At 63.9% G+C, this 21,663-nt stretch carries 21 protein-coding genes and 1 pseudogene; 13 read left to right on the forward strand and 9 right to left on the reverse strand.

The window, feature by feature from the left end; genetic code table 11:
- Nucleotides 1-85: 85 nt before the first annotated feature.
- Nucleotides 86-1,291, reverse strand: a complete 1,206-nt coding sequence (gene acdA, locus AVS7_RS07080; protein ID WP_020227736.1) for a 3-sulfinopropanoyl-CoA desulfinase — start codon at nt 1,289-1,291, stop codon at nt 86-88.
- A 205-nt stretch (nt 1,292-1,496) separates the two neighbouring features.
- Here acdA and AVS7_RS07085 point away from each other — a divergent pair, with 205 nt between their 5' ends.
- Genes AVS7_RS07085 through AVS7_RS23525 form a run of 3 tightly spaced genes read left to right on the forward strand, consistent with a single transcriptional unit; the run spans nt 1,497 to nt 4,789 of the window.
- Nucleotides 1,497-2,744 carry a CaiB/BaiF CoA-transferase family protein gene (locus AVS7_RS07085; RefSeq protein ID WP_024001078.1) on the forward strand — a complete coding sequence of 416 codons (1,248 nt, stop codon included), beginning with the start codon at nt 1,497-1,499 and terminating at the stop codon, nt 2,742-2,744.
- Nucleotides 2,741-3,835, forward strand: a complete 1,095-nt coding sequence (locus AVS7_RS07090) for a CaiB/BaiF CoA-transferase family protein (RefSeq protein ID WP_024001079.1) — start codon at nt 2,741-2,743, stop codon at nt 3,833-3,835. The genes AVS7_RS07085 and AVS7_RS07090 overlap by 4 nt, the downstream gene beginning before the upstream one ends.
- Nucleotides 3,836-3,886: 51 nt before the next feature.
- Nucleotides 3,887-4,789: a LysR substrate-binding domain-containing protein gene (locus AVS7_RS23525; RefSeq protein WP_082176408.1), complete on the forward strand. Its 903-nt coding sequence runs from the start codon at nt 3,887-3,889 to the stop codon at nt 4,787-4,789.
- A gap of 180 nt (nt 4,790-4,969) precedes the next feature.
- Here the strand turns inward: AVS7_RS23525 and AVS7_RS24290 are convergent, their stop codons facing one another.
- From AVS7_RS24290 to AVS7_RS07110, 5 genes are all read right to left on the reverse strand, one after another.
- The gene (locus AVS7_RS24290; protein WP_024001083.1) at nt 4,970-5,242 is read right to left on the reverse strand and encodes an adenine deaminase; all 273 of its coding nucleotides are present in this window, start codon (nt 5,240-5,242) and stop codon (nt 4,970-4,972) included.
- Between the two features lie 152 nt (nt 5,243-5,394).
- Entirely contained in the window at nt 5,395-6,642 is a 1,248-nt protein-coding gene (locus tag AVS7_RS07095) for an MFS transporter (RefSeq protein ID WP_024001084.1), read from the reverse strand.
- A gap of 45 nt (nt 6,643-6,687) precedes the next feature.
- On the reverse strand, nt 6,688-7,716 hold the full coding sequence (locus tag AVS7_RS07100) for an alcohol dehydrogenase (RefSeq protein WP_020227740.1): 1,029 nt from the start codon (nt 7,714-7,716) through the stop codon (nt 6,688-6,690).
- Nucleotides 7,713-8,801: an FAD-dependent oxidoreductase gene (locus AVS7_RS07105; protein WP_024001085.1), complete on the reverse strand. Its 1,089-nt coding sequence runs from the start codon at nt 8,799-8,801 to the stop codon at nt 7,713-7,715. The genes AVS7_RS07100 and AVS7_RS07105 overlap by 4 nt, the downstream gene beginning before the upstream one ends.
- A 4-nt stretch (nt 8,802-8,805) precedes the next feature.
- Entirely contained in the window at nt 8,806-9,483 is a 678-nt protein-coding gene (locus tag AVS7_RS07110) for a cupin domain-containing protein (protein WP_020227742.1), read from the reverse strand.
- A gap of 97 nt (nt 9,484-9,580) precedes the next feature.
- Here AVS7_RS07110 and gcvA point away from each other — a divergent pair, with 97 nt between their 5' ends.
- Nucleotides 9,581-10,492: a transcriptional regulator GcvA gene (gene gcvA, locus AVS7_RS07115; RefSeq protein ID WP_020227743.1), complete on the forward strand. Its 912-nt coding sequence runs from the start codon at nt 9,581-9,583 to the stop codon at nt 10,490-10,492.
- Nucleotides 10,493-10,708: 216 nt separating this feature from the next.
- On the opposite strand, the gene AVS7_RS07120 is transcribed toward gcvA, so the two are convergent.
- Entirely contained in the window at nt 10,709-11,410 is a 702-nt protein-coding gene (locus AVS7_RS07120) for a GntR family transcriptional regulator (RefSeq protein WP_020227744.1), read from the reverse strand.
- A 297-nt stretch (nt 11,411-11,707) separates the two neighbouring features.
- On the opposite strand from AVS7_RS07120, the gene hydA reads away from it, so the two are divergent.
- The 8 genes from hydA to AVS7_RS23530 are packed head-to-tail and all read left to right on the forward strand — an operon-like array spanning nt 11,708 to nt 20,608.
- A complete protein-coding gene (gene hydA / locus AVS7_RS07125) occupies nt 11,708-13,141 on the forward strand; it encodes a dihydropyrimidinase (protein WP_020227745.1) in 1,434 nt (477 codons plus the stop codon).
- A 1-nt stretch (nt 13,142) separates the two neighbouring features.
- The gene (locus AVS7_RS07130) at nt 13,143-14,060 is read left to right on the forward strand and encodes an NAD(P)-dependent oxidoreductase (protein WP_034690186.1); all 918 of its coding nucleotides are present in this window, start codon (nt 13,143-13,145) and stop codon (nt 14,058-14,060) included.
- Between the two features lie 49 nt (nt 14,061-14,109).
- Nucleotides 14,110-15,162: a TMAO reductase system periplasmic protein TorT gene (torT, locus tag AVS7_RS07135; RefSeq protein WP_020227747.1), complete on the forward strand. Its 1,053-nt coding sequence runs from the start codon at nt 14,110-14,112 to the stop codon at nt 15,160-15,162.
- A 23-nt stretch (nt 15,163-15,185) separates the two neighbouring features.
- Nucleotides 15,186-16,766 carry a sugar ABC transporter ATP-binding protein gene (locus AVS7_RS07140; RefSeq protein ID WP_020227748.1) on the forward strand — a complete coding sequence of 527 codons (1,581 nt, stop codon included), beginning with the start codon at nt 15,186-15,188 and terminating at the stop codon, nt 16,764-16,766.
- Entirely contained in the window at nt 16,763-17,776 is a 1,014-nt protein-coding gene (locus tag AVS7_RS07145) for an ABC transporter permease (protein ID WP_020227749.1), read from the forward strand. Before AVS7_RS07140 ends, AVS7_RS07145 begins: the two co-directional genes overlap by 4 nt.
- Complete coding sequence (locus AVS7_RS07150; protein WP_024001090.1) at nt 17,773-18,786, forward strand: ABC transporter permease; 1,014 nt, start codon at nt 17,773-17,775, stop codon at nt 18,784-18,786. Before AVS7_RS07145 ends, AVS7_RS07150 begins: the two co-directional genes overlap by 4 nt.
- Nucleotides 18,787-18,823: 37 nt before the next feature.
- Nucleotides 18,824-20,095, forward strand: a complete 1,272-nt coding sequence (locus AVS7_RS07155; RefSeq protein WP_020227751.1) for a styrene monooxygenase/indole monooxygenase family protein — start codon at nt 18,824-18,826, stop codon at nt 20,093-20,095.
- A gap of 54 nt (nt 20,096-20,149) precedes the next feature.
- Nucleotides 20,150-20,608 carry a flavin reductase gene (locus tag AVS7_RS23530; protein WP_234449981.1) on the forward strand — a complete coding sequence of 153 codons (459 nt, stop codon included), beginning with the start codon at nt 20,150-20,152 and terminating at the stop codon, nt 20,606-20,608.
- Here the strand turns inward: AVS7_RS23530 and AVS7_RS25085 are convergent.
- Together AVS7_RS25085 and AVS7_RS07160 are read right to left on the reverse strand one after the other, a co-directional pair.
- Nucleotides 20,567-20,806, reverse strand: coding sequence for a hypothetical protein (locus AVS7_RS25085; protein ID WP_024001092.1), 240 nt, complete (start codon nt 20,804-20,806; stop codon nt 20,567-20,569). The two genes, AVS7_RS23530 and AVS7_RS25085, sit on opposite strands and share 42 nt — an antisense overlap.
- 24 nt (nt 20,807-20,830) lie before the next feature.
- Nucleotides 20,831-21,418: a hypothetical protein gene (locus AVS7_RS07160; protein ID WP_020227752.1), complete on the reverse strand. Its 588-nt coding sequence runs from the start codon at nt 21,416-21,418 to the stop codon at nt 20,831-20,833.
- An 84-nt stretch (nt 21,419-21,502) separates the two neighbouring features.
- Between AVS7_RS07160 and AVS7_RS24295 the strand changes: the two are divergent.
- A pseudogene (locus tag AVS7_RS24295) lies at nt 21,503-21,663 on the forward strand (IS5/IS1182 family transposase); the annotation flags it as partial.

Consider the following 21,663-nt stretch of genomic DNA (forward strand, 5'->3'; position numbering starts at 1 on the left):
GGCACGCTCAAGCGGAACCAGCGAGTAGATAGAGCTATTGGTGAAAGACCCCGAAGCGGAACAGGCTCGCGTCGGCGTCGCGCGATCAGGCTCGCGCTTTGGCAGCAGCCTCTGCGTAGCCTGTGCGGGTCTGAGGGAGCTTCATTCCCAGCAGGGAGCTAGCTACCTGAGTGCGCAGGATCTGAGCGGTGCCACCAGCGATCGTGAACATCCGTGCATCGCGCACATGACGCTCCATGGGCAGATCACGTCCATAACCCGACGAGCCGAACATCTGCAGCGCATCGCTCGTTACCTTGAAGGCCATTTCCGCGGTGAAGATCTTGGCCTGGGCGGCCTTGTCCATGTCAGGGAACTCGTCACCGCTGAGTGCAGCCCGGTAGAGCAGCATGCGGGCAGCCTCGACCTGGACCGACATATCCGCGAGCATCCATTGAAGCCCCTGAAATTCTGCCAACGGGCGGCCGAACTGCTCACGCGCCTTCACCCTTGCGATAGCTTCCTCGAATGCGCCTTGGGCGATCCCGAGGGCCACGGTGCCCGCACCAACGCGTTGCGCGTTGTAAGCAGTCATCAGCGATGCGAACCCGCGCTTCAAGCCCTCTGGCGGCATGAGCAGCATGGACTTGTGCACCATCAGATCGCAGAACTCCAAATGGGTCTCGGGAATGCCGCGAACGCCCATCGCATAGATGCGCTTCCCTACCGTGAACCCCTCCGGCTCTTTGCCATCTTTCACCACAAGGAATCCACCGATGCCCTGCTCCACCCCATCATCAAAGACGCGAGCGAAGACCAAGTACATCTTCGAAACGCCACCCCCAGTGATCCAATACTTCTCACCGTTGATTCGATAGTGGTCGCCTTGACGGTCAGCCCGCGTCAGCATTGAAGTTGCCGCACTGCCAGTATCGGGCTCCGTGATACAAATCGCCGGCTTGTCGCCGGAGCGAAGGAGTTCCGCAGCCAGGCCGAACTGTTCCTTGGTGCCGTACTTACGGATGGCTCCGATGGCCCCCATGGTGCTGTCAACCGTGATACGCCCCATGGCGGCGCACGCCTTGGCCACTTCCTCGATGACCAGTACCGCATCAAAGTACGATAGACCCATCCCGCCCATATCCTTCGGCAGAGTCATCGTCATGAGACCCGAGTCGCGCAGCCGAGCCACATTGTCCCAAGGATATTCCTCGGTCTGATCGATCTCGGCAGCGCGCGGTGCGAAATAGGTCTGCGCGAGCTCACGCGCTTTCAGCTGAAGCTCCACCTGGTCCGGGCTGAGTGTGAACATAGATCGTTGTCTCCAAGTCAGTGATGCGAAGCAAGTGTAGGAATGCACTTACTGCAATGGAATTTGTTTTTCTCGAAACAAACGTTCGGATAGCCCGAACAGGCGTCACGCGTTCGGGCGAGGCGAACGACGCGTTCTGCAGAATCAACTTCCGCTTAGTCCCAGGCAGCCTCAGAATTGTTCAAACTGCACACTCACTACGCTTATGAAAACGACGAGACACCCTGAATATGCCGACGCGAGCGGCCCCCTTGCTGGCTATCGTGTCCTTGAACTCGGATCAACCGCCTCGGGACCATTCTGTTGTCGCCTGCTTGCTGACTTCGGTGCCGAAGTCATCAAGGTCGAAGCTCAGGAAGGCGACACCATTCGCGGCCTAGGACAGACCGTTGACGGAAAGTCGCTCTATGCAGCGACCATCTGCCGCAACAAAAAGATCATTTCCATCAACCTGCGCACAGAAGCGGGCCGTGATCTTCTGCGCCGGATGATTCCCAGCTTTGATGTAGTGGTTGAAAATTTTCGGCCAGGCACCCTTGAAAAATGGGGCCTCGATTTCGATGCGCTGGCTGCGTTGAAACCTGGACTAATTCTCACCCGAGTCAGCGGTTATGGACAAACTGGCCCCTATAGTGCGCGGCCAGGCTATGGTGTGATCGGTGAAGCGATGAGCGGTCTACGTCAGTTGATCGGGGATCCTGACCGTCCTCCATCACGCGTCGCGATGCCATTGACGGACTACATCACCGGCTTGTACGCGGCCCTGGGAACCACGATGTCCCTGCTGCACCGTGAGCGTACCGGGCAGGGGCAATCCGTCGACGTCAGCCTCATCGAATCGGCTTTCAGCTTCATGGAAGCACACGTGCCTGCCTTTGAGAAGACGGGCGTCGTCGGAATGCGAGCCGGACCGCGCCTTCCGCATAGCGCACCAAACACGCTGTTTCCGACGAAAGACGGGTCACATATTCACATCGCAGCCCTGGCGGATGCAGTCTTCCGCCGACTGGCTGAGGCAATGGATCAGCCAGAACTCGGAACGGACTCGCGGTTCGCACAACAGGCTGGACGGAACAGGAACGAGGCCGAACTCGAAGCGCTCATTGGCGAGTGGACGAGTAGGTACGACATGCAGACGCTCAAGGAAAAGCTGGAGGCTGCGGACGTTCCGGCAACCAACATCTACACAGTGGCAGACATCTTCGATGACCCGCACTTCAAGGCACGCGAGATGCTGGTGGCCACACCGGATGATGATCTGGGCCAAGTCACGCTGGCTGGTGTGGTGCCCAAACTATCGGCGACCCCCGGGCGCATCCGCTGGTCCGGCCACCGCCTGGGTCAGGACACAAAAGAAGTACTGCAGTCGCTGGTCAACCTTACCGCGGAGGAAATCGCCGCCCTCGAGAAGCAGGGTATCGTGTCCTGCGACCCTCAGGGAGCACAGCCATGAGCGGAGTGCTGTCGGGCCTGCGTATTCTGGAGTTCGCCGCCATTGGTCCCGTGCCCTGGAGCGGGATGATTTTGGCCGACCTTGGTGCGGAGATCATCTGCATCGAGCGACCCGGTAGTGAGAACGCGCGCGATACCCTCGGGGCAGTCAAGCGGGGGCGCACGCAAGTCCAGCTGGATCTGAAATCGGATGCTGGGCGCGAGGCTGCGCTTGCTCTCATAGAGCGTGCCGACGTATTGATGGAGGGTCTCCGTCCGGGCGTCATGGAGCGCCTCGGGTTGGGGCCCGAGGTAGCGCTTGCTCGAAATCCGCGGCTGATCTACGGTCGCATGACGGGCTGGGGCCAAAACGGCCCTATGGCTTTGCAAGCCGGCCACGATATCAACTACATTGCCTTGACAGGCGCCCTTCACTCCATTGGGACGCAGGAGCGCCCGATTCCTCCGCTCAATCTCATCGGCGACTTCGGTGGCGGCGGAGCATTTCTCATCATTGGCGTGCTCTCGGCGCTATGGCACGCCCGTCAGACAGGCAAAGGGCAAGTGGTCGATGCAGCCATGGTGGACGGTGCCGCGGCGCTTATGGCAATGATCTACAGCCGACATCAGATGGGTCAATGGAAGGATCGCCGTTGCAGCAACGCTTTGGACGGCGGGGTGCCTTGGTACGACACATATCGAACAGCCGACTCTCGATTTGTCGCTGTGGGCGCACTGGAGCCGCAGTTTTACGCGGAGTTGGTCGAGCGACTTCAGCTTGGCGATGTGCTGCCTGACCGGGCTGATCCCGACAACTGGCCAGAAATTCGCCATCAATTCGCCGACACCTTCGCAACACGTACGCGCGATGAATGGGCTGCCCACTTCGCAGGAAGTGATGCCTGCGTGTCGCCCGTGCTGTCACTCGAAGAAGCATCCAACGATCCGCATCTGACTTCCCGACAAACGTTCGCGACATGGCAGGGCAAGCCAGTCCCTGGCTCCGCACCTGTGTTCAATGGCTCCCGCCAGCCTCTGGCGCAGATGTCTCGACTTGTCAGTTTCGAGGAAGCCATGATCTCCTGGAACTCCTCGTCGGCACGCGCCGAATGACGGGCTTCGCAAACGCTGCGGGGAATTTGCGGCCTGAGCTAACATTTGGCCGTGCACTTTGACTTCGCAGATCTACGGCTTTTCCTGCACTTGGTTGAGTGCGGGAACTTGACACGAGGCGCCAGCGCTGCGGCGCTCTCGCCTGCTGCAGCCAGCGGGAGACTGAAAACCCTTGAGGAGCAGCTCAACGCAAAGCTCTTCTATCGAAGCAGCCGGGGTTTGACGCTTACACATGCTGGGGAACTGTTTTTGCGACATGCCCGCAGCATCCTTCGGCAGCTTGAGCATGTGCGCGACGATTTCGGATCATTGTCGGGCGACGACTTCGGTCATTTCAGGATCTTCGCAAACACCACGCCAATCACCGAATCGCTTCCCAGCGTACTTGCAAAGTATCTGCAAGAACGTCCCGGCGTAACCGTCGATATTCAAGAACGTAACACTAGCGAAGTCATCAAGAGCGTTGCCGAGAGCAACGCTGACATCGGCGTCCTATCTGTACCGAAGCCGTTCAATCCGGGCTACCTGCAAAACCGCTGTTACGACAGTGATCGGCTGGTGCTTGTAGTTCCAACTAGTCACGCCATGGCGTCCCGCCGGACAGCAGAATTTGGAGAGACCTTGGAGCTGCCACACGTGGGCTTCAGGGACAGCACGCTTCAAGAGTACATCGTTTCCCAAGCCGCCGCGCTCAATCATAGGCTTACGATGCGTGTTCTAATGAATAGTTATGAGACGATGTGCGGAATGATCGAGTCGGGTATTGGTGTAGGCGTGCTACCTGAAAGCTGCGCACAGCGCTACATAAAGGGCGGGATGCGGCTCAAGACGGTGGTGCTCGCGGACGCGTGGACATTGCGTGAGAGACATGTAATTTACCGCGATGTTGACGCACTGCCGGCCTGTGCGCGGGCGTTTGTCGAAGCGCTTGCATCGTCGCGACGATCGCGCTGACCACAAACCCCAAACGGCCGCCCACAGAGTCGGAGCTTATTTCGCTCCGATGGCAAGCGCTTTCTTGCCGTCCATCTTCCATACCGGCCGGCAGTCTGGAGGTCGCGTGAGCGAGCACGTCGGGAAGCGATAGGCGGTCAGTGAAGCCCGTGGTTGAGCCACAGGCTGTGAGCTGACAGCCTATGTACGCACGCAGTTAATTGTGGGCACAAGAGGGCGGCCGCCCAGCCAAGTGGAGTGACCCCCGACATGCAGCGCATCGAAGCCCTGATCGATGACGGCGGTGACGCCGCCATTGGAGTCATCGAATGGCGTTAGCTGTGCAGCGCTGCAGTGACCGTTCACGCCGCCTGGCGTCACGATGCGCCACGCCGCGTCGATTTCGGACGCTCCGGGGCCCAGGCTTTCGGCGATGGCCACGATTCTGCCGCCTTGGATTCCCAGGTCGGCCATGAGTACGTCGCTTGCCGTGGCAGCTTGTGCGTTTCAAACCATGAGGTCGACCTCTGAAGTTATCAACTTCCTGCTTTACGTGAAATCAAGGCAGGGTCAGTGGCGGCGTGACGGTTCCCGCGCACAGTTGCGCCGGGCCGGCAAACTTCCCGCTACGGGCGCGTGTCTTGCCGTATAGCGTTCGCGGCACTCCTTTTCATCGCTGCCGCGAGCGCTGCGACGGCCAGCGCCAGCGGCACGAAGGACACCGACAGCACGGTGTTCCAGCCATAGGCGGACAGCAGGCCGCCGGACGAGAAAGAGCCGATCGCCATCAGGCCGAACACGATGAAGTCGTTGAGCGACTGGACGCGCGTCTTCTCCTCAGGCCGGTGGCACTCCAGCACCAGCGCTGACGCACCGAGGAAGCCGAAGTTCCAGCCCAGCCCCAGCAGCACCAGCGTGGCCCAGAAGTGGGCCACGTCGATGCCCCCGAGCCCAACGGCGGCCGACAGCCCCGTCAAGGCCAGGCCCGCCGTCGCCACGCGCCCGGCACCGAAGCGCGCGATCAGGCTGCCGGTGAAGAAGCTGGGTCCGTACATGGCGATGACGTGCCATTGCAGGCCCAGGTTGGCCGAGGCCTGCGAATGTCCGCAGATGTGCATCGCCAGCGGCGCGGCCGTCATCAGGAAATTCATGAGCATGTAGGACACGGCACCGGAGACGGCAGCGGCCACGAAGCGCGGCTGGCGCGCGATCTCGCCCAGCGGGCGCCCGCCGGCCAGCTCCTGCGCGCTCGGCATCGGCAGGCGCACGCCCAGCAGGATGAGCGCCGACGCCACGGCCACCGCGGCCTGCACCAGGAAGGTGGCGGCGAACATGTGCGGCGGCCACAGGTCCATCGTCCACGTCACCAGCTGCGGCCCCACCACCCCGGCGGCCACGCCGCCGGCCATGACGAGCGATAGCGCCCGCGGCCGCCGCTCGGACGCCACGCCGTCGGCGGCCGCGAAGCGGAAGGACAGCACTACGGCGGCGTAGCTTCCGCCGAAGAAGGTCGCCAGGCAGAACAGCCAGAACGAGCCCACGACGACCGCGAGCGTGGCCAGCAGCCCGGCCAGCACGCCGGCCCCGGTGCCGGCCAGGAAGGCGGCACGCCGCCCATGGCGCCGGGCGACGACACCCACGGGCAGGATGCACGCCGCCATGCCCACGACGAAGATGGAGATGGGCAACGTGGCCAGCATCGGTGCCGGGGCCAGCATGTCGCCGACAATGGCGCCCGTGGCGTAGACCACCACCGAGTTCGCGCCCGCCAGCGCTTGGGCGATGGACAGCCGCCAGATGTTGCCGGTCTGGACTTCTTCAGGCAGCACGGCGGGGGAACCGCCGGCTTGAGCAGGACTGTTGTCGTGTGTCATTCTTCTCGTGGTGGTCTGGATGCTCTGGTAGGGGCGATCTCCTGTTCAGGACGGGTCTCCCATCGTGAGCACTATGCGGTACTTGGCGTCGCCCGCCTTCAGCTTCCGAAGGGCCTCGTTCGCCTGCTCCAGCGGCATCACCTCGATCTGGGGCCGCACGTCCACCAGCACGCTGAAGTCCAGCGCCTTCTCGTTGTCCCAAGGCGTGCCGGTGATCGATCCGAGGATGCTGCGCTGCCCGCCGACCAGCAGGCCCGCGGGGACCTGCAGCGGGCTCCTGCCCGGGTTGAGCACCACTAGCCGCCCCTCGGGCGCCAGCCCGGCCAGCAGCGCGGACACGGTGTCGGCATGGTCGATCATGGTCACGATGGCCTGTGCCCCGCCCAGGGCCTTGAGCCGGGCGGCGGCGTCTTCCTCGCGGTTGTCGATGTAGACGTGCGCGCCCAGCGCCAGGGCGTCCGCGGCGATGTCGCCGCCGCGTCCGATGGCCACCACCCTGAAGCCCATGCGCCGCGCGTACTGCACCGCCATGTGCCCCAGGCCTCCGATGCCCAGCACGGCCACCGTGTCGCCGGCCTGCGCGCCGCACTTCCTCAGCGCGTTGAACGTGGCGACGCCGGCGCACAGGATCGGCGCGGCCTCTTCCGAGCTCAGTTCATCCGGGATCGACACCAGCGCCGTGCTGTGGGCCAGCATCATCTCGGCATAGCCGCCATCGCGGGTGGCTCCAACCACCGGCTGGTTCAGGCAGAGCTGGAAGCGGCCCTGCCGGCATGGGGCGCATTCGTTGCAGTGGCCGCCCAGGCGGCCCACGCCCACGCGCCGGCCCAGCGCCCACAATACCGGCACGCCTGGGCCGATGGCGGCGATGCGGCCCACGACTTCGTGGCCGGGAACGCGGGGCGGCTGCAGCGCAGGGTCCGCGTTGGCGATGTCGTTCGTATCGGCGCCGCAGATGCCGCAGGCCTCGACCTCGATCAGCACTTCGCCGGCACCGGGCACGGGCGTGCAGCGTTCCACGAGTTCGAGCTGGCCCGGCGCCGCGACCTGCATGGCTCGGTAGGTCTTCTTCATCTGCTGGTCTCCATAAGGTCTGTCACCGCATGCACGCCCCGGCCCGCGGCTTCGACGGCACCGGCAAGATAGCCCGAAAAGCTCGGCGACCACTCGCTCGCGATGCCGATCAGCCGGCCCTGCCACACGCCCTGCGCTGCGGCAGCAGGCGGTGCCGCGGCGTGCTGGCCGAAGCCGCCCCGGTCGGCCGCCGTCGCCGTGCATGGATCGGCCGCCCAGTCCTTGACGAGTTCCAGCGTCGGATGCGCCGCCCGAGGGCCGAACAGCCGCGCGAGCTGCGCGCGGCAATGGGACTTCAGGACGTCATCGGACAAGCCGCGGCGCACCCCTGCGGGCCAGGCGAAGAACCCGAACAAGGCGGCCCGACCGTCGGCAACCGACGCGTCGTGGATCTCCGCGAGGGGCCCGCAGGCGCTGCGGGCCTCTCCGGACAGCCCCTGCTCCCGCCAGAACGGCGCCTCATAGGCAGCGACGTATTTGGCATGCGGCGCCATCCAGGTCGCCGTCGCCTTCCACCTGCGCGGCCACGTCTCCGGCAATGCGGGCGCGAAGTCGATCGTGGCCGCGGCCAGGCGCGGCGGGACCGCGAGCAGCACCCTCCCGGCGCGCCAGGTGGCGATCCGGCCCTGGCCGTCCTCGGCTTCCAGCTCGACCGCCTGTTCATCGCAGCGGAGCCGTCGGACACGCTGGCCGGTAACGATGCGCGAGCGGTCGAGCACGCCGTGCAGGGCATCGATCAGCGTCCCCATTCCCCCGGCGAGGCGCACAGCAGCCGGCGAAGAGCGGTAGCCAGGGGTCCGCATCGGCCGCGCGGCGGCTTCATGTTGCAGCAGCATGTCGCCGGCTTCGTGCTGCGCGAGCCGAGCCAGGCCCAGCTGCCGCACCAGCCCGTCGAGTTCGCCCTGCAGCGCGGGCCAGAACCAGGTCGCCCCCAGATCGAAGCCGTCCTCGGAGCGGATCCGTCCTCCCGGGGCCGCGCGCGCTTCCAGGAGTGCGAAGTCCTCGATCCCCGCGCGCTTGAGCAGGTGGGCGGCATATAGGCCGCTCAGGCCGGCGCCGACGATCACGACACGGACGGTCCGCATGGCCTCAGCTGCGCGCGACCAGGTGCGCGAGGTGGCCGGTCTTGAGATAGAGCGAAGCGCCGTCGCCTCCTGCCGTCACCGCTATCTCGGCACCGGGCGGCAGCCGCAGCCAGGTGCCGCGGAGGAACGCCCGGGCGCCGGCGACCAGCCCGCCGCAGACCACGAACACCTCGGCGCCGCCCGCATGGCCCATCGCGGTCGACGTATTCGCTTCAAGGCGCAGCAGCACGACATCTTCGGCGGCGTCAGCATGCAAGGGGCACACGTCTCGGCCGCCTAGGCGCACCCAGCGCGACGGGTCGCTTGTGTCAATGCGGATGCGGGACCGGTCCTCGGACCGCATCTGCCCCAGCTTGACCAGCAGGGTCGTGCCTTCGGCGCTGGAAGGCTGGTGCAGGGAGCCGGGCGGGTTGCGCAGGTACCAGCCGGCCGGGAAATGTTGCTCGCCTTCGGAGAAGGTGCCCTGGAGCACGAGGATCTCTTCCCCGCGCGGGTGCCGATGGGCCGGGAAGTGCGACCCCGGCGCATAGCGCACGATGCTGGTGGCCCGCCCTGTCTCCGCGCCCTCCCGGTCCAGCATCACACGCTCGACGCCGCGCTGCGGTGAAGCGACCCACTCGTGCCGGTCCGGCAGGACGATCTCGCAACGGGCGTAATCCGCCCGGAGGCGTACCGCAGGCATATAAAACCTTTTCTTTCCTAGAAATTCACGATTTTCTTGACCGCGTTTCGGAAACGCAACGCAGTTATTCTGTCGACATGAGAAATAAAATCTTTCTATGAAGTCTCCCACCCACCTGAATGCGCTGCGCGCCTTCGAGGCAGCTGCCAGGCAGCAGGGCTTCTCCGCCGCGGCTGCCGAACTCAACGTGACGCCTGCGGCGGTGGGTCAATTGGTGCGAAGCCTCGAGACGTGGCTGGGTGCGCCCGTGTTCGTTCGCGGCGGCGCGGGTCACGCGCGGCTCGTGCCGACCGAGGCCGCGCAGCGGGCGCTGCCGGACATCCGCACGGGCCTGGAGCGCTTGAGCCTGGGCCTCGAACGGCTGAAGGAGGCATCGCATGGCGGCGTACTGACCGTGACCGTCAGCCCGGCCTTCGCCGCCAAGTGGCTGCTGCCGCGCATCGACCGCTTCCAAGCGGCGTGGCCCGACACGGACGTGCGGCTGGACACCACCCTCAAGCTGCTCGATTTCGCCGCACAGGGGATCGACGTGGGCGTGCGCTATGGCGCGGGCCGCTGGCCGGGCTTGGTCGCGCTGCAGTTCATGCAGGAGGAGATCTATCCGGTGTGCTCTGCGGACCTGCTGCGGCGCAGGCGGCTGCGCCGCCCGGCCGAACTGGTCAGCCAGACACTGATCCATGACCTGTCGGTGGACAGCAGCCAAGGATTCGCGTCCTGGGACGCGTGGTTCGAGAAGGCCGGCGTGGCAGGTGCAGGGACCCGCAGGGGCCTGCGGATCAACAACTCGGCAGCGGTGCTGCAGGCCGCCATCGATGGCCAGGGCGTGGCTCTGGCCCGCAGCGTCATGGCCCGCGACGACGTGGCCGCGGGCCGGCTCGTCCGGCTCTTCCCCGCCATCGAGTTCAGGTCGGCTCTGGCCTACTACATCGTGTACCGCGAGGAGTGCGCGCACCTGCCGAGGCTCGTGGCCTTCCGCGACTGGCTCGTGGCCGAGGAGGCGCGCGGCTGAGCTTGCACTTCCCTGCTGACTGGCCTCTGCCCGTTCTGGCAACCAGCGCGTCAGAATCCGGCGAGACCAAGTTCGGAAAGTCGCCAGAAACGTCGATTGTGCGTCGCTGGAAACCTCGGTCCGCCCGAAAGGTGTCTTGCAGCACGACTACTAATCGCTGCGGTTCGGCCAAGGTCAGCAGCAAAGCTGCGAATCTACCGTCGGGTCGCGCTCAGCTCAACCGAAGATCTCCTTCAGATCTACTTCTTCGGGCTCGTCCTCTAGGTTGATGCTTTTCTCGATGTGGTCGAGATGGGACAGCATCAACTGCGCGGCCCGCTCAGCGTCCCCCGCCTTGACGGCCTCCACGATCATCGAATGCTCGTCTGCCCTGCAACTCTCCGCAGGCGGCGCGTCGTAGACCAGGATGATCAGACACGTCAGTGTCGACAGTTCGCGCTGGGTGCGCGCAAGAGTCGTGTTGCCAGCGAGATCCGCGCAGACATTGTGAAACTCACCGGAGAGGCGGATCACAGCCCGCTTGTCGCCGCGCGCGCGCGCGTCCATTTCCTGCTCCACGTGCGTTAGCAAGGTGTCGACCGCATCCGGCGTGGCGCGCTGAACCAAGCGTCTCATGATCGCTGGCTCGATCACGCGGCGGGCTTCGAAGATCTCCCGCGCCTGCTCGATGGTCGGCTTGGCAACAAAGGCCCCCTTGTTCGGGATGAGTTCGACGATCTGTTCGTAGGCGAAGCGCGTGAGCACCTCGCGGATGCGAGGCCGACTGACTTTGAACAGCTCTGCCAGGCGCTCTTCAGGAAGCTTGGTACCTGGCAGAAGCCGGTGCTCCTGGATAGCGATGTAGATCCGCTCATAGATCTCGTCGTTGCTATCGCGCTCTCGTCGCGACGCCGGGATTGCAGTGGAAGAAGCCGACATGGTGCCTTTACAGCATCGGTTTCCACTCCGATGCCAACAATTCATTCAAGGATTGTCAAAAGTCTAGCAACTTACCGTTCATCCGGGGAGAGGTGTTGGTTTCGTGATCGAACCGCGCAGGTCTTCGGCCAGTTGGGATGCGACGACAGAGAACGCACGGCTTGGCATCAAGTTTGCATAGGTTTATACAAAATCAATTCATTTTGTTGCCATGCACGAATCAATGATGTTGAAAGTAGTTTTGAAATCAATGACGCACCGTTCTGACACAGCGTCGCGTCGAGTTGGTGCAAAGTCGTGACTGCCGCGTTCGACCTCATCCTGCGCCACTGCCGGGTGGCCACCGCCAGCGACGTGTTCGAAGCCGACATCGGCATCCGGGACGGTCGCATCGCCAGCATTGGGCTCGCGCTCCCGCCCGGACATCGCGAGATCGACGTGGCCGGCCGCGTCGTCACACCCGGTGGCGTTGACGCCCACTGCCACCTGGACCAGCCGATGGCGCCACCCGTCCAGATGGCCGACAACTTCGAAACGGGCACCCGTTCCGCGGCGTGCGGCGGAACCACGACGGTCATGCCCTTCGCGGCCCAGCAACGGGGATCCGGTCTGCGCGCGGCCGTCCAGGACTACCACGCCCGCTCGGAAGGCCAAGCCTATGTCGACTACGCCTTCCACCTGATCGTCAACGACCCCACCGAAGCAGTTCTGGAAACGGAGCTTCCGGCGCTGATCCGCGAGGGCTATACGTCCTTCAAGGTCTACATGACCTACGAGGACCAGAAACTCGACGACGGGCAGATCCTGGACGTGCTGGACATCTCGCGGCGCCATGGCGCGATGACGATGTTGCACGCGGAGAACTCGGACTGCATCGAATGGCTCACGAGGCGATTGGAGGCACGTGGACGCACCGCGCCGCGCTATCACGCCCATGCGCGCCCCATGCTGGTCGAGCGAGAAGCCACCCACCGTGCCATCGCCTTGGCCGAGCTGGTCGACGTCCCGATCCTGATCGTCCACGTCTCGGGTCGCGAGGCCGTCGAGCAGATCCGCTGGGCGCGCGGGCAAGGCCTGTCCATCTACGCGGAGACCTGCCCGCAATACCTGTTCCTCACAGCCGAGAGCCTCGGAATGGACGAATGCTACGAGGGTGCCAAGTGCGTTTGCAGCCCTCCGCCGCGCGACAAGGCCAACCAGGAAGTCATCTGGAACGGACTCAACGACGGCCTGTTCAACGTCTTCTCGTCGGACCACGCGCCGTTCCGCTACGACGGCATGGAGGGCAAGCACCCCGAGGGCGAGCAGGTCGCCTTCAGGCACATCCCCAATGGCATCCCTGGCATAGAGACGCGGATGCCCCTGCTCTATTCCGAGGGCGTACTCGGCGGGCGCATCAGCCTCGAGAAGTTCGTCGAGCTGACCGCGACCGGCCCCGCGAAGGCCTATGGCCTGCATCCCAAGAAGGGAAGCATCTCCATCGGCGCGGACGCGGACCTGGTGATCTGGGACGAGCGAGAGCTCACGTTGTCCAACGCGATGCTGCACCACGCGGTGGACTACACCCCCTACGAAGGCATGAAGCTCAAGGCGTGGCCCGGCATGACGCTTTCGCGTGGCGAGGTGGTATGGGACGGCAAGGCATTCACCGCACCGAAGGGGCGAGGTCGGTTCCTTCGCTGCGGCAGGCCTTCCTTGCGGCCTATGCGCCACCTTGCGGAGGCGGCCTGACATGAAGCAACAGAAGATTGTCGTGACAGGTGCTGCAGGCCTTCTGGGCGCTGCCGTGGCCCGACGGCTCGCAGAGCGCGGCGATGACGTCGTTGCCCTGGATCGGGTCGCTACCCGGATACCCGGGGACGTCCAAGTGCAGGCCTGCGACCTGGGCGACGTGCACCGCCTTTACCAGCTCGCCGGCACCGGTATCGACGGCGTCATCCACTGCGGCGCGCACTCCGGCCCGATGGTGGCCCGCGACCATCCGCATTCCATGGTGCAGGTCAACGTGCTCGGCACTGCGAACATGCTCGAGCTGGCTCGCGTGCTCGGAGCGCGTCGCTTTGTCTACTGCTCCTCTACCAGCGCCTACGGCACCACGCCAGCCGGTATCGTCCCGGAGGACACCCTCCTGCGTCCCACAAGCCTGTATGGCGCAAGCAAGGCCGCAAGCGAATACCTGGTAACCGCCTACGCGGACCAGTTCGGCCTTGACGGCGTCAGCCTGCGCATCTGCTGGGTCTATGGCCCGCGCCGGACGACCGACTGCTTCATTCGAGGACTGATCCAGGACGCGCTGGTCGGAGAACCTTCCAGGGTGGCTTTCGGTGAGAACTTCAACCGCCACTACGTGCATGTCGACGACGCTGCGCGCGCACTGGTGCTCGCCATGGACGCAGAACGGCCCACGCGACGCACCTACAACATCACCGGCGGCCGATGCACCACCCTCGGTGAAGTCGCCCGCATCGTCAAGCAGGTGCTGCCTCGGGCAGACATCGCCCTGCAGGCCGGCCCTGATCCGGTAGATGACCTGCAGCACCAGTTCGCCACGCAGGCCGCAGAACGCGATCTGGACTACCAGCCGCAGATCTCGCTCGAAGACGGCATCCGCAGCTACGCGGAGTGGTTGAGCCTGCAGCGCCGCTCCTGACATCCGTTTTCTCGCAGCCCTCCCTTCTTCAATCTCAAGAGGTACCACCATGAAGCTCTCCATTCGACTCGGCATCATCTCCCTCACGCTCGCCATGGGCAGCGCGGCCGCGCAAGCGCAGCAGAAGTGGGGACCCGTTAAGGTCATCGACCAGTCGTCCGGCAAGGACGTGGTCGTCGACTACACGCCTCTTGACAAGGCATCGAAGCCTTGGAACCTGTGCGTGCTGTTCCCGCACATGAAGGACAGCCTCTGGGTTGCCGTCGCCTACGGCATCGTTGAAGAAGCCAAGCGCCAAGGCGTTCGGATGACGCTGCTGCAGGCCGGGGGCTACGACAGCCTTCCGAAACAACTGTCGCAGTACGACGACTGCGTGGCTGCCAAAGCCGACGCCATCATCGTCGGTGCCATATCCGAGGCCGGCATGATCGGCAAGCTCAAGGAGGGGGCGCAGAAGGGAATCGTGCAGGTCGCCGTCGTCAACCCGGTTCCCAACGCACCGATCGAGGCCAAGGTGTCGGTGGACTACGTCACCATGGGCGGCTACGCCGCCAAGCACCTGCTCGATACGCAAGCCGGCAAGCCGGCGAATGTCGTCGCATTCCCCGGCCCGCAGGGTTCCGGCTGGGCTGAGGCCTTCCTGAAGGGTTTCAAGGACTCTTTGGCAAGCTCCAACGTCAAGCTGCTCGACACGAAGTTCGGTGACACCGGTGTCGCGATCCAGCAGCGTCTCGTCGAAGATGCCGTGCAGGCATATTCGAACATCGATTGGATCTGGGGTACCCCACCCACCGTGGAAGCTGCCATCGGTGTCCTCGCCGAGGCGGGTCTGAGCAAGAAGGTGCGGATCATCGCCGAGAACGAAAACCAGGCCATGCTCAACGGCGTCCGCAAGGGCACGGTCAACAGCTTCGTGACGTTGTGGCCGGTACTTGAAGCCCGCATGGCAGTCGACCAAGCCATCCGAGCACTGGAGAAGAAGCCCACACTGAAGTCGTCGATGGTGATCCCCGTCACCGTGACTTCCAAGAATCTGGAGGCACTCGACCTCAGCCTGATCTTCGCTCCGACCACCTGGCGCCCGGTCTACTCGGTCAACTGAGCATGAAGCGTGAGCCTGTCCCCATGCGCGAGGCCGTAGACGCCCCCAGCAGCGGCCTCGGAGCGCCCTCGACCGCCACAACGCTGTTTCAGCTCAGTGGGGTGTCGAAGTCGTACTTCGGGTCGAGGGCGCTTGATGGTGTCGACTTCGATCTGCGCGCTGGAGAGGTTCACGTTCTCTTCGGCGAGAACGGTGCCGGCAAGTCGACGCTGATCAACATCCTCGTCGGCACCGTGACGCACGACGCCGGCGAGATCGCGTACCAAGGCAAACCGCTTGAGCGTGGCCGTTGGAACCCACACGTCGCGCGCTCGCGTGGCGTCAGTGCGGTGTTCCAGGAGTTCAGCCTGGTTCCAACGATGAGCGTCACGGAGAACTTGTTTCTCGGGCGTGAGATCAAGGGACGCGGATTGCTGCGCCAGTCGGAGATGGAGGACAAAGCGCGCGCGCTGCTCGCGCAGCTCTGCTTCGCCATCCCCGCCGGGGCTCTCGTCGCCTCTCTATCCCGTGCCCAGCAGCAGATGGTTGAAATCGCCAAGGCACTGCTGGGCGACCCGCAAGTCCTGATCCTCGATGAGCCCACCGCTTCGCTGACCGAGGCGGAGACGGATGTCCTGTTCTCCCTCATCGGCACGCTCAAGGCGCGCGGCGTGGGCATTGTCTACGTCTCGCACCGGATGAAGGAGATCCGCCGCTTGGCAGACCGCATCACGGTTCTGCGCGACGGTCGGCGAATCGACACGGTGAGCGCAGGCGAAGTGACTGACGGTGCGCTCGTCCAGCTCATGGTCGGTCGGCCCATCGACGTGCTCTACCCGCAGATCGAGCATTGCCCCGGCGCACTGGCTCTGCGCGCCTGGAACATCACGACCGCCAACGGCACCGTGCGCGATGCCAACATCGAAGTGGCCTCGGGCGAAGTCGTCGGCATTGCCGGCCTGGTGGGAGGCGGCAAGTCGGAACTCGCACGCGCGGTGTTCGGCCTGGAGCCACTCACCAGCGGTGAGGTGTGGGTGGACGGCCGCCGGGTCGCACGGCTCACGCCAGAAGCGCTGCTGCGCAGAGGCCTCTGCTATTTTCCGGCGGATCGGGTTGCCGAAGGGCTTGCCTTGACGCGGACCGTCACCGAAAACGCGACGATCACGGCGACCCGGTTGCCGCAGTTCGGTTGGGGGCCATTTCTTAACCGTCGTGCCGAAAAAGGTCTCGCCGACCAGGCTCTGAGCAGGTTGAACCTGCTGGCAAGAACTGGCGCCACCGACGTGATCGACCTGTCCGGCGGCAACCGCCAAAAAGTGATGCTCGCCCGTGGGTTGGTGCGCCCAACCCGCATCTTCCTGTTCGATGAACCGACCGTCGGCATCGATGTCGGCGCCAAGCTCGAGATCTATCGCGCCATCAAGGAACTGGCCGAAGGCGGGGCCGCCGTGCTCATGGTGTCGTCCGATCTTCCCGAGATCCTGCATTTGTGCCGTCGCGCGTACGTCGTGCATCGGGGCGCACTGGCCGCCCACCTCGTTGGCGACGAACTCACCGAATCCAGGGTTCTCAACCACTTCTTTCCTGCGGACCAAGTCCACGCTCAGGAGGGTCTGCTCACATGACCTCGATCACCGCCCCTTTCGATCGGCCAGGCGCCCCGGCCGTTCGCCTTCCCATCGACCGGCAAGTACTCGGTCTCGTGCTGATGTTGCTCGTCCTCGTGCTGGCTCTGTACGCCACCGAGCCGCGCTTCGCCAGCCGCCTCAACATTCTCAACATCGAGCGCAACGCGTCCTTCCTCCTGATCGTTGCCGCCGGGCAGATGATGGTGATGATCGTCGGCGGATACGACCTGTCCGTGGGGGCCGCCATCGCGCTGGCCAGCGTGGTCAGCTCGACTGTCATGACCCGGCTTTTCGAGGCTTACCCCGACCAGGTTGCGCTCAGCATTGCCGCGGGATGTGTCGTTGCCCTCTTGAGCGCGGCAGCCATCGGTGCCGTCAACGGCGCCTGCGTCGCGCTTCTGGGCATGCCACCGTTCATGGTGACGCTCGGCACGCTCTCCATCGCCTCCGGAGCGGCGTTCTATATCACGCACGGCATGCCCGTCTACGGCATGCCCACGGCGTTCACGGAGGACTTCGGCAGGGCGGTCTGGATCGGAGTGCCTGCTGTGACGGTGATCGCGATGGTCATCGTCGCCGGCCTGGTCGTGGTCCAGCGCCGCACCGCGCTCGGTCGGCACCTGTACGCGATTGGCGGCAACGTTCAAGCAGCTCGCCAGTCCGGCTTGTCGGTGAAGACAGGACTGTTCTCCACCTACGTGGTCTGCTCCCTGCTTGCAGGCATCACTGGCTTGCTGCTTACGGCGCGCATCGGCTCGGGACAGGCCAACCTCGGCTCGGATCTGATGCTGCAGAGCATCGGTGCTGCCGTGCTGGGCGGCGCCTCCTTGCGCGGAGGAATCGGTCGCGTGGAACGGCTCGTCCTGAGCTCGCTGCTGCTGACACTCATCGCCAACGGCATGAACCTCATCCGCATGGAAAGCAAGATCCAGACGATCGTTCTCGGCGTTCTGCTGATCGCGTTCGTGGCGTTGGGATCGCTGCGCAAGGGGAGCACGCAGGAATGAACAACCTCACATCCTCCCAGCTCACTGCAGTCGGTCAAACCGCGGGCCGGCGGCACCTGTACCAAATGGTCCAGGCCGCCAAACTGCCTGTGGTTCTTGCGGTGCTGCTGTTGATCTTCACCGCGCTCGAGCCGACGATGCTCAGCGTTGGCAACCTGCGCAACATGCTGGTGCAGGCCAGCTATCTGGTGATCTTCGCCTGCGCGCAGATGGTCGTGATCCTGGTGCGAGGGTTCGACCTCTCGCTCGGCACGAGCGTATCGACCATCAGTGTGGCCTCCGGCATGGTCATGGTCCATCTGGCCCAAGGTGGCACCCACGCCGACACAGCGGTCGCCATGGGCATCCTGGCCGGCATCGCCATCGGTGCCGTGATCGGTGCCGCGAATGGCGTGGTGGTGAGCTACCTCCGGGTCAACCCTTTCGTCGCCACCTTCGGGATGCTGAACATCTGTCTCGGGCTGTCGTCCTCGTTGTCGGGAGGTTTTCAGATCTTCGACCTTCCGGTCACCCTGAACGGGATCTTCTATCGAAGCGCACCCCTGGGCATCCCGGCGCCCGTCGTCGCCTCGGTGCTGGTACTCGCCTTCTGCCACATCCTGCTCGTCCACACCCGCTTCGGCCGATCGCTGTTCATTCTCGGCAGCAACCCCCGAGCGGCCGCGGTCGCGGGCCACAACAGCCGGGCGCTGCTGGCCGGGGCCTATGTCCTGTGCTCGATGCTGGTCGCAGCGGGGGCGCTGCTGCTGACCGCCCGCACTGGATCGGGTGAACCCAACCTCGGGGGCAGCCTGATGCTCGAGAGCATCGCGGCCGCCGTGATCGGTGGCATCTCCCTGCGCGGCGGTCAAGCCAGCGTGGCCGCGCCGGTCATGGGCGCCTTGATCATCACCACGCTCTCCGCCGGCATGAATCTGGCCCGCATCGACGGATACCTCCAGCAGGTCCTGCTGGGTGTGGTCATCGTGGCCACCGTCTTCCTGGATCAAGGACGCAGAAGCGTCCGCTGATCGTCTCGTTCACCCTTTCATTTCCGAGGAACACACCATGAGAAAAATCTCTGTCATCGGCTCCGGCCCCGCCGGCTGCATCCTGGCCTACGGCCTTGTCAAGGGCGGCTTCGACGTCACGCTCTACTCGGACCGCACGCCCGAGCAGTGGCTGAAAGAATCCAAGCCGACCGGCTCCGCCTACCTCTACGACGAGGTGATTGACATCGAGCGCGCGCTCGGCATGGACCACTGGTCCAGCACATCGTTCCGTGGCCAGGGGTTCCTCCTGGACACGCTCCCCACCGTCGGGGGCAAGCACACCGTCGTGAAGGGGCGAACGGAGTTTGGCCGCCAGGGCGCCGCCATCGACCAGCGCATGCGCACCAGCCGCTGGCTCAGCGACTTCGAGAGCATCGGAGGGCGACTCGTGATCGAAAACGTCACGCCAGAGCGGTTGGACAAGATCGCCGCCAAAAGTGAGCTGACCTGCCTGGCCGCCGGCAAAGCCAGCCTGGCCAACGCTATCCCCCGGGATCCGGAGCGCGCTGTCTTCACCTCGCCTCCCCGCTACTGCGCCATGTCCGTGGTGCGCAGCAGGAGCGGAAAACACGTCAGCGAGTGGTTCTCGCCCCGGTTGCCCTATGTGCCGACCAAGTTCAACCAGTACGGCGACACCGGCGAATACTTCTGGGTGCCGTACGAGCACAAGACCGCCGGAGCGACCTTCGCGATGCTGCTCGAGGCGCGCCCGGGCAAGGGATTCGACCGCTTCCGTGAATGCAGCTCCGGCGAAGAGGTAACGAAGATCGCCTGCGACATCGTGCGCGAGTCGGCGCCGTGGGAGGCATGGATCGCCGACGACATGGAGTACGTGCATGAGGATCCACATGCATGGCTGACCGGCCAGTTCACACCCACCGTGCGCAAGGCGTTCGGCAAGCTTCCCTCGGGCGGCTACGTGATCCCCGTCGGCGACACGGCCATCACGTTCGACCCCGTCTGCGGTCAGGGCGGCAACTTCACCAACCGCAGCGCCAAGTTCATCTCCGACGTCATCTTTGCACGGGGTGATCGCGCCTATGACGAGGCATGGATGGAGCAGGTCAACAAGGACATGTGGGACAACTTCGGCGGCGTGGCCTACACGTTTAACAACATGTTCCTGGAACCGTTCGACGAAACGGCTCAGCTTGTGCTGGACACAGCGGCCGAAAACGAAGCCGCGGGCGACGTGATGTTCAATGGCTTTCCGCGTGCGGATCGCATGTTTCCGGTCATGACCAGTCCCGAACTCGCCCAACGCTTCTCGGCGCAGTTCAGAGGTTGAACCATGGGCACAACCGAGGTAACCCCGATCGATCGGCAGTCGTTCCGCGATGCCATGTCGCGGCTGGGTGCTGCGGTCCATGTCATCACATCGGACGGCCCCGCAGGTCGTCTGGGCTTCACTGCTTCGGCAGTCTGCAGTGTCAGCGACAGTCCGGCCACACTTCTGGTCTGCATGAACCGGAACAGCGAGCAGAACGACCCGCTACGGCGAAACGGGGTATTTTGCGTGAATTGCCTCGCTGGGGAACAACAAGATTTGTCAGAGATGTTTGCCGGTTACGGCGGTATTGCCATGCGAGATAGGTTCGATCGCCAAGCTTGGCGCACTCTTACTACGGGTTCACCAGTCCTAGACGGCACATTGGTCTCGTTCGATTGTCGTATTGCGTCCACCTTCGAAGTCGCCACTCACACACTTCTCATCGGCGAGGTGATGAGTGTCCGTGCCGGGAATTACAGCAATGCGGCGCTAATCTACTTCCAGAGACAGTACCATACCTTGCGCGCATAGTGCGCCGATGATTTGAGTATGCACGGTGAGAAACCGAACATCCGTTGAACCGTTGGCAAACATAGCATCAAAGCGCGCACGCAAATGACACCGCAAGGACAGCAGAGCCGATTGGGCACAAATGCTGCCCTCGAACCGCGCGCCAAAGACTGATTGTCCTCGCAAGCACTCGATGGTCTCAATGGCGGTGACTTTCATGGGATCCCTGTCGATGAAAGCCGGTCAAGCGGCGGGCTGCTTCGGCTCGTTGGAATAGCCCGAGATGAACGTCTTGCGCTCGCCCGTATCCACGTCGAAAACGTGGCGCGAGATCCGGCCGATGTTCCCGCCATACACGTGGATGCTGATCGACACGCGGTCATCGTAGAGATTGGAGACGCGGTGAATGTCGCCCAGGCGCGGCGAAACCATGTCGACATCCCCCGGAGAGAGAACTTCGGCTCCGAGCAATTGCATCGGCCTGCCAGGCTCCGACGCGGCGAAACCTTCGGCTCGCTCCGATCCGCGCATCATGCCGATAAGGGCCCAGACCGTGTGGTTGTGCACCGGCGTCTTCTGACCCGGGCCCCAGACAAAGCTGACCACGGAGAATCTGTCTTGCGGATCGGCGTGCAGCAGATATTGCTGGTAATACTGAGGATGGGGCTGAGCGAATTCAGCGGGCAGCCAGTCGTCGTTGGATACCAGCTCATTCAGGAGTGGACGCCCAGCGGCGAGTACAGCTTCCTCGTCACCAGCGAATGTGTCGATCACCTGAGTCAGTTCCCTAACGAAGTGCTGAAAGCGGGGGGCGGATACGGTGGTCATCATGGTTATCTCCTTTGTTCTAAGGAAGGTCTGCAAAACCTCCCGACCTGATCCTCCCCAGCGCCAAGCATCCAAGACAATGGCGCCATGGATCAATACACCCTGGGCCTGGACCCACTGCCCAAGAAGACGCGCAAGGAAGTCTTCCTTGAAGAGATGAACCAGGTTGTGCCTTGGTCGACGCTGGTGGCGTTGATCCAGCCCCATGCCCGCGGGGCGCACCAGGCCCTGGGAGGCCGCCCACCCTT

The organism is Acidovorax sp. MR-S7, from assembly GCF_000400995.2.
In the GTDB taxonomy this organism is placed as follows: Bacteria; Pseudomonadota; Gammaproteobacteria; order Burkholderiales; family Burkholderiaceae_C; genus MR-S7.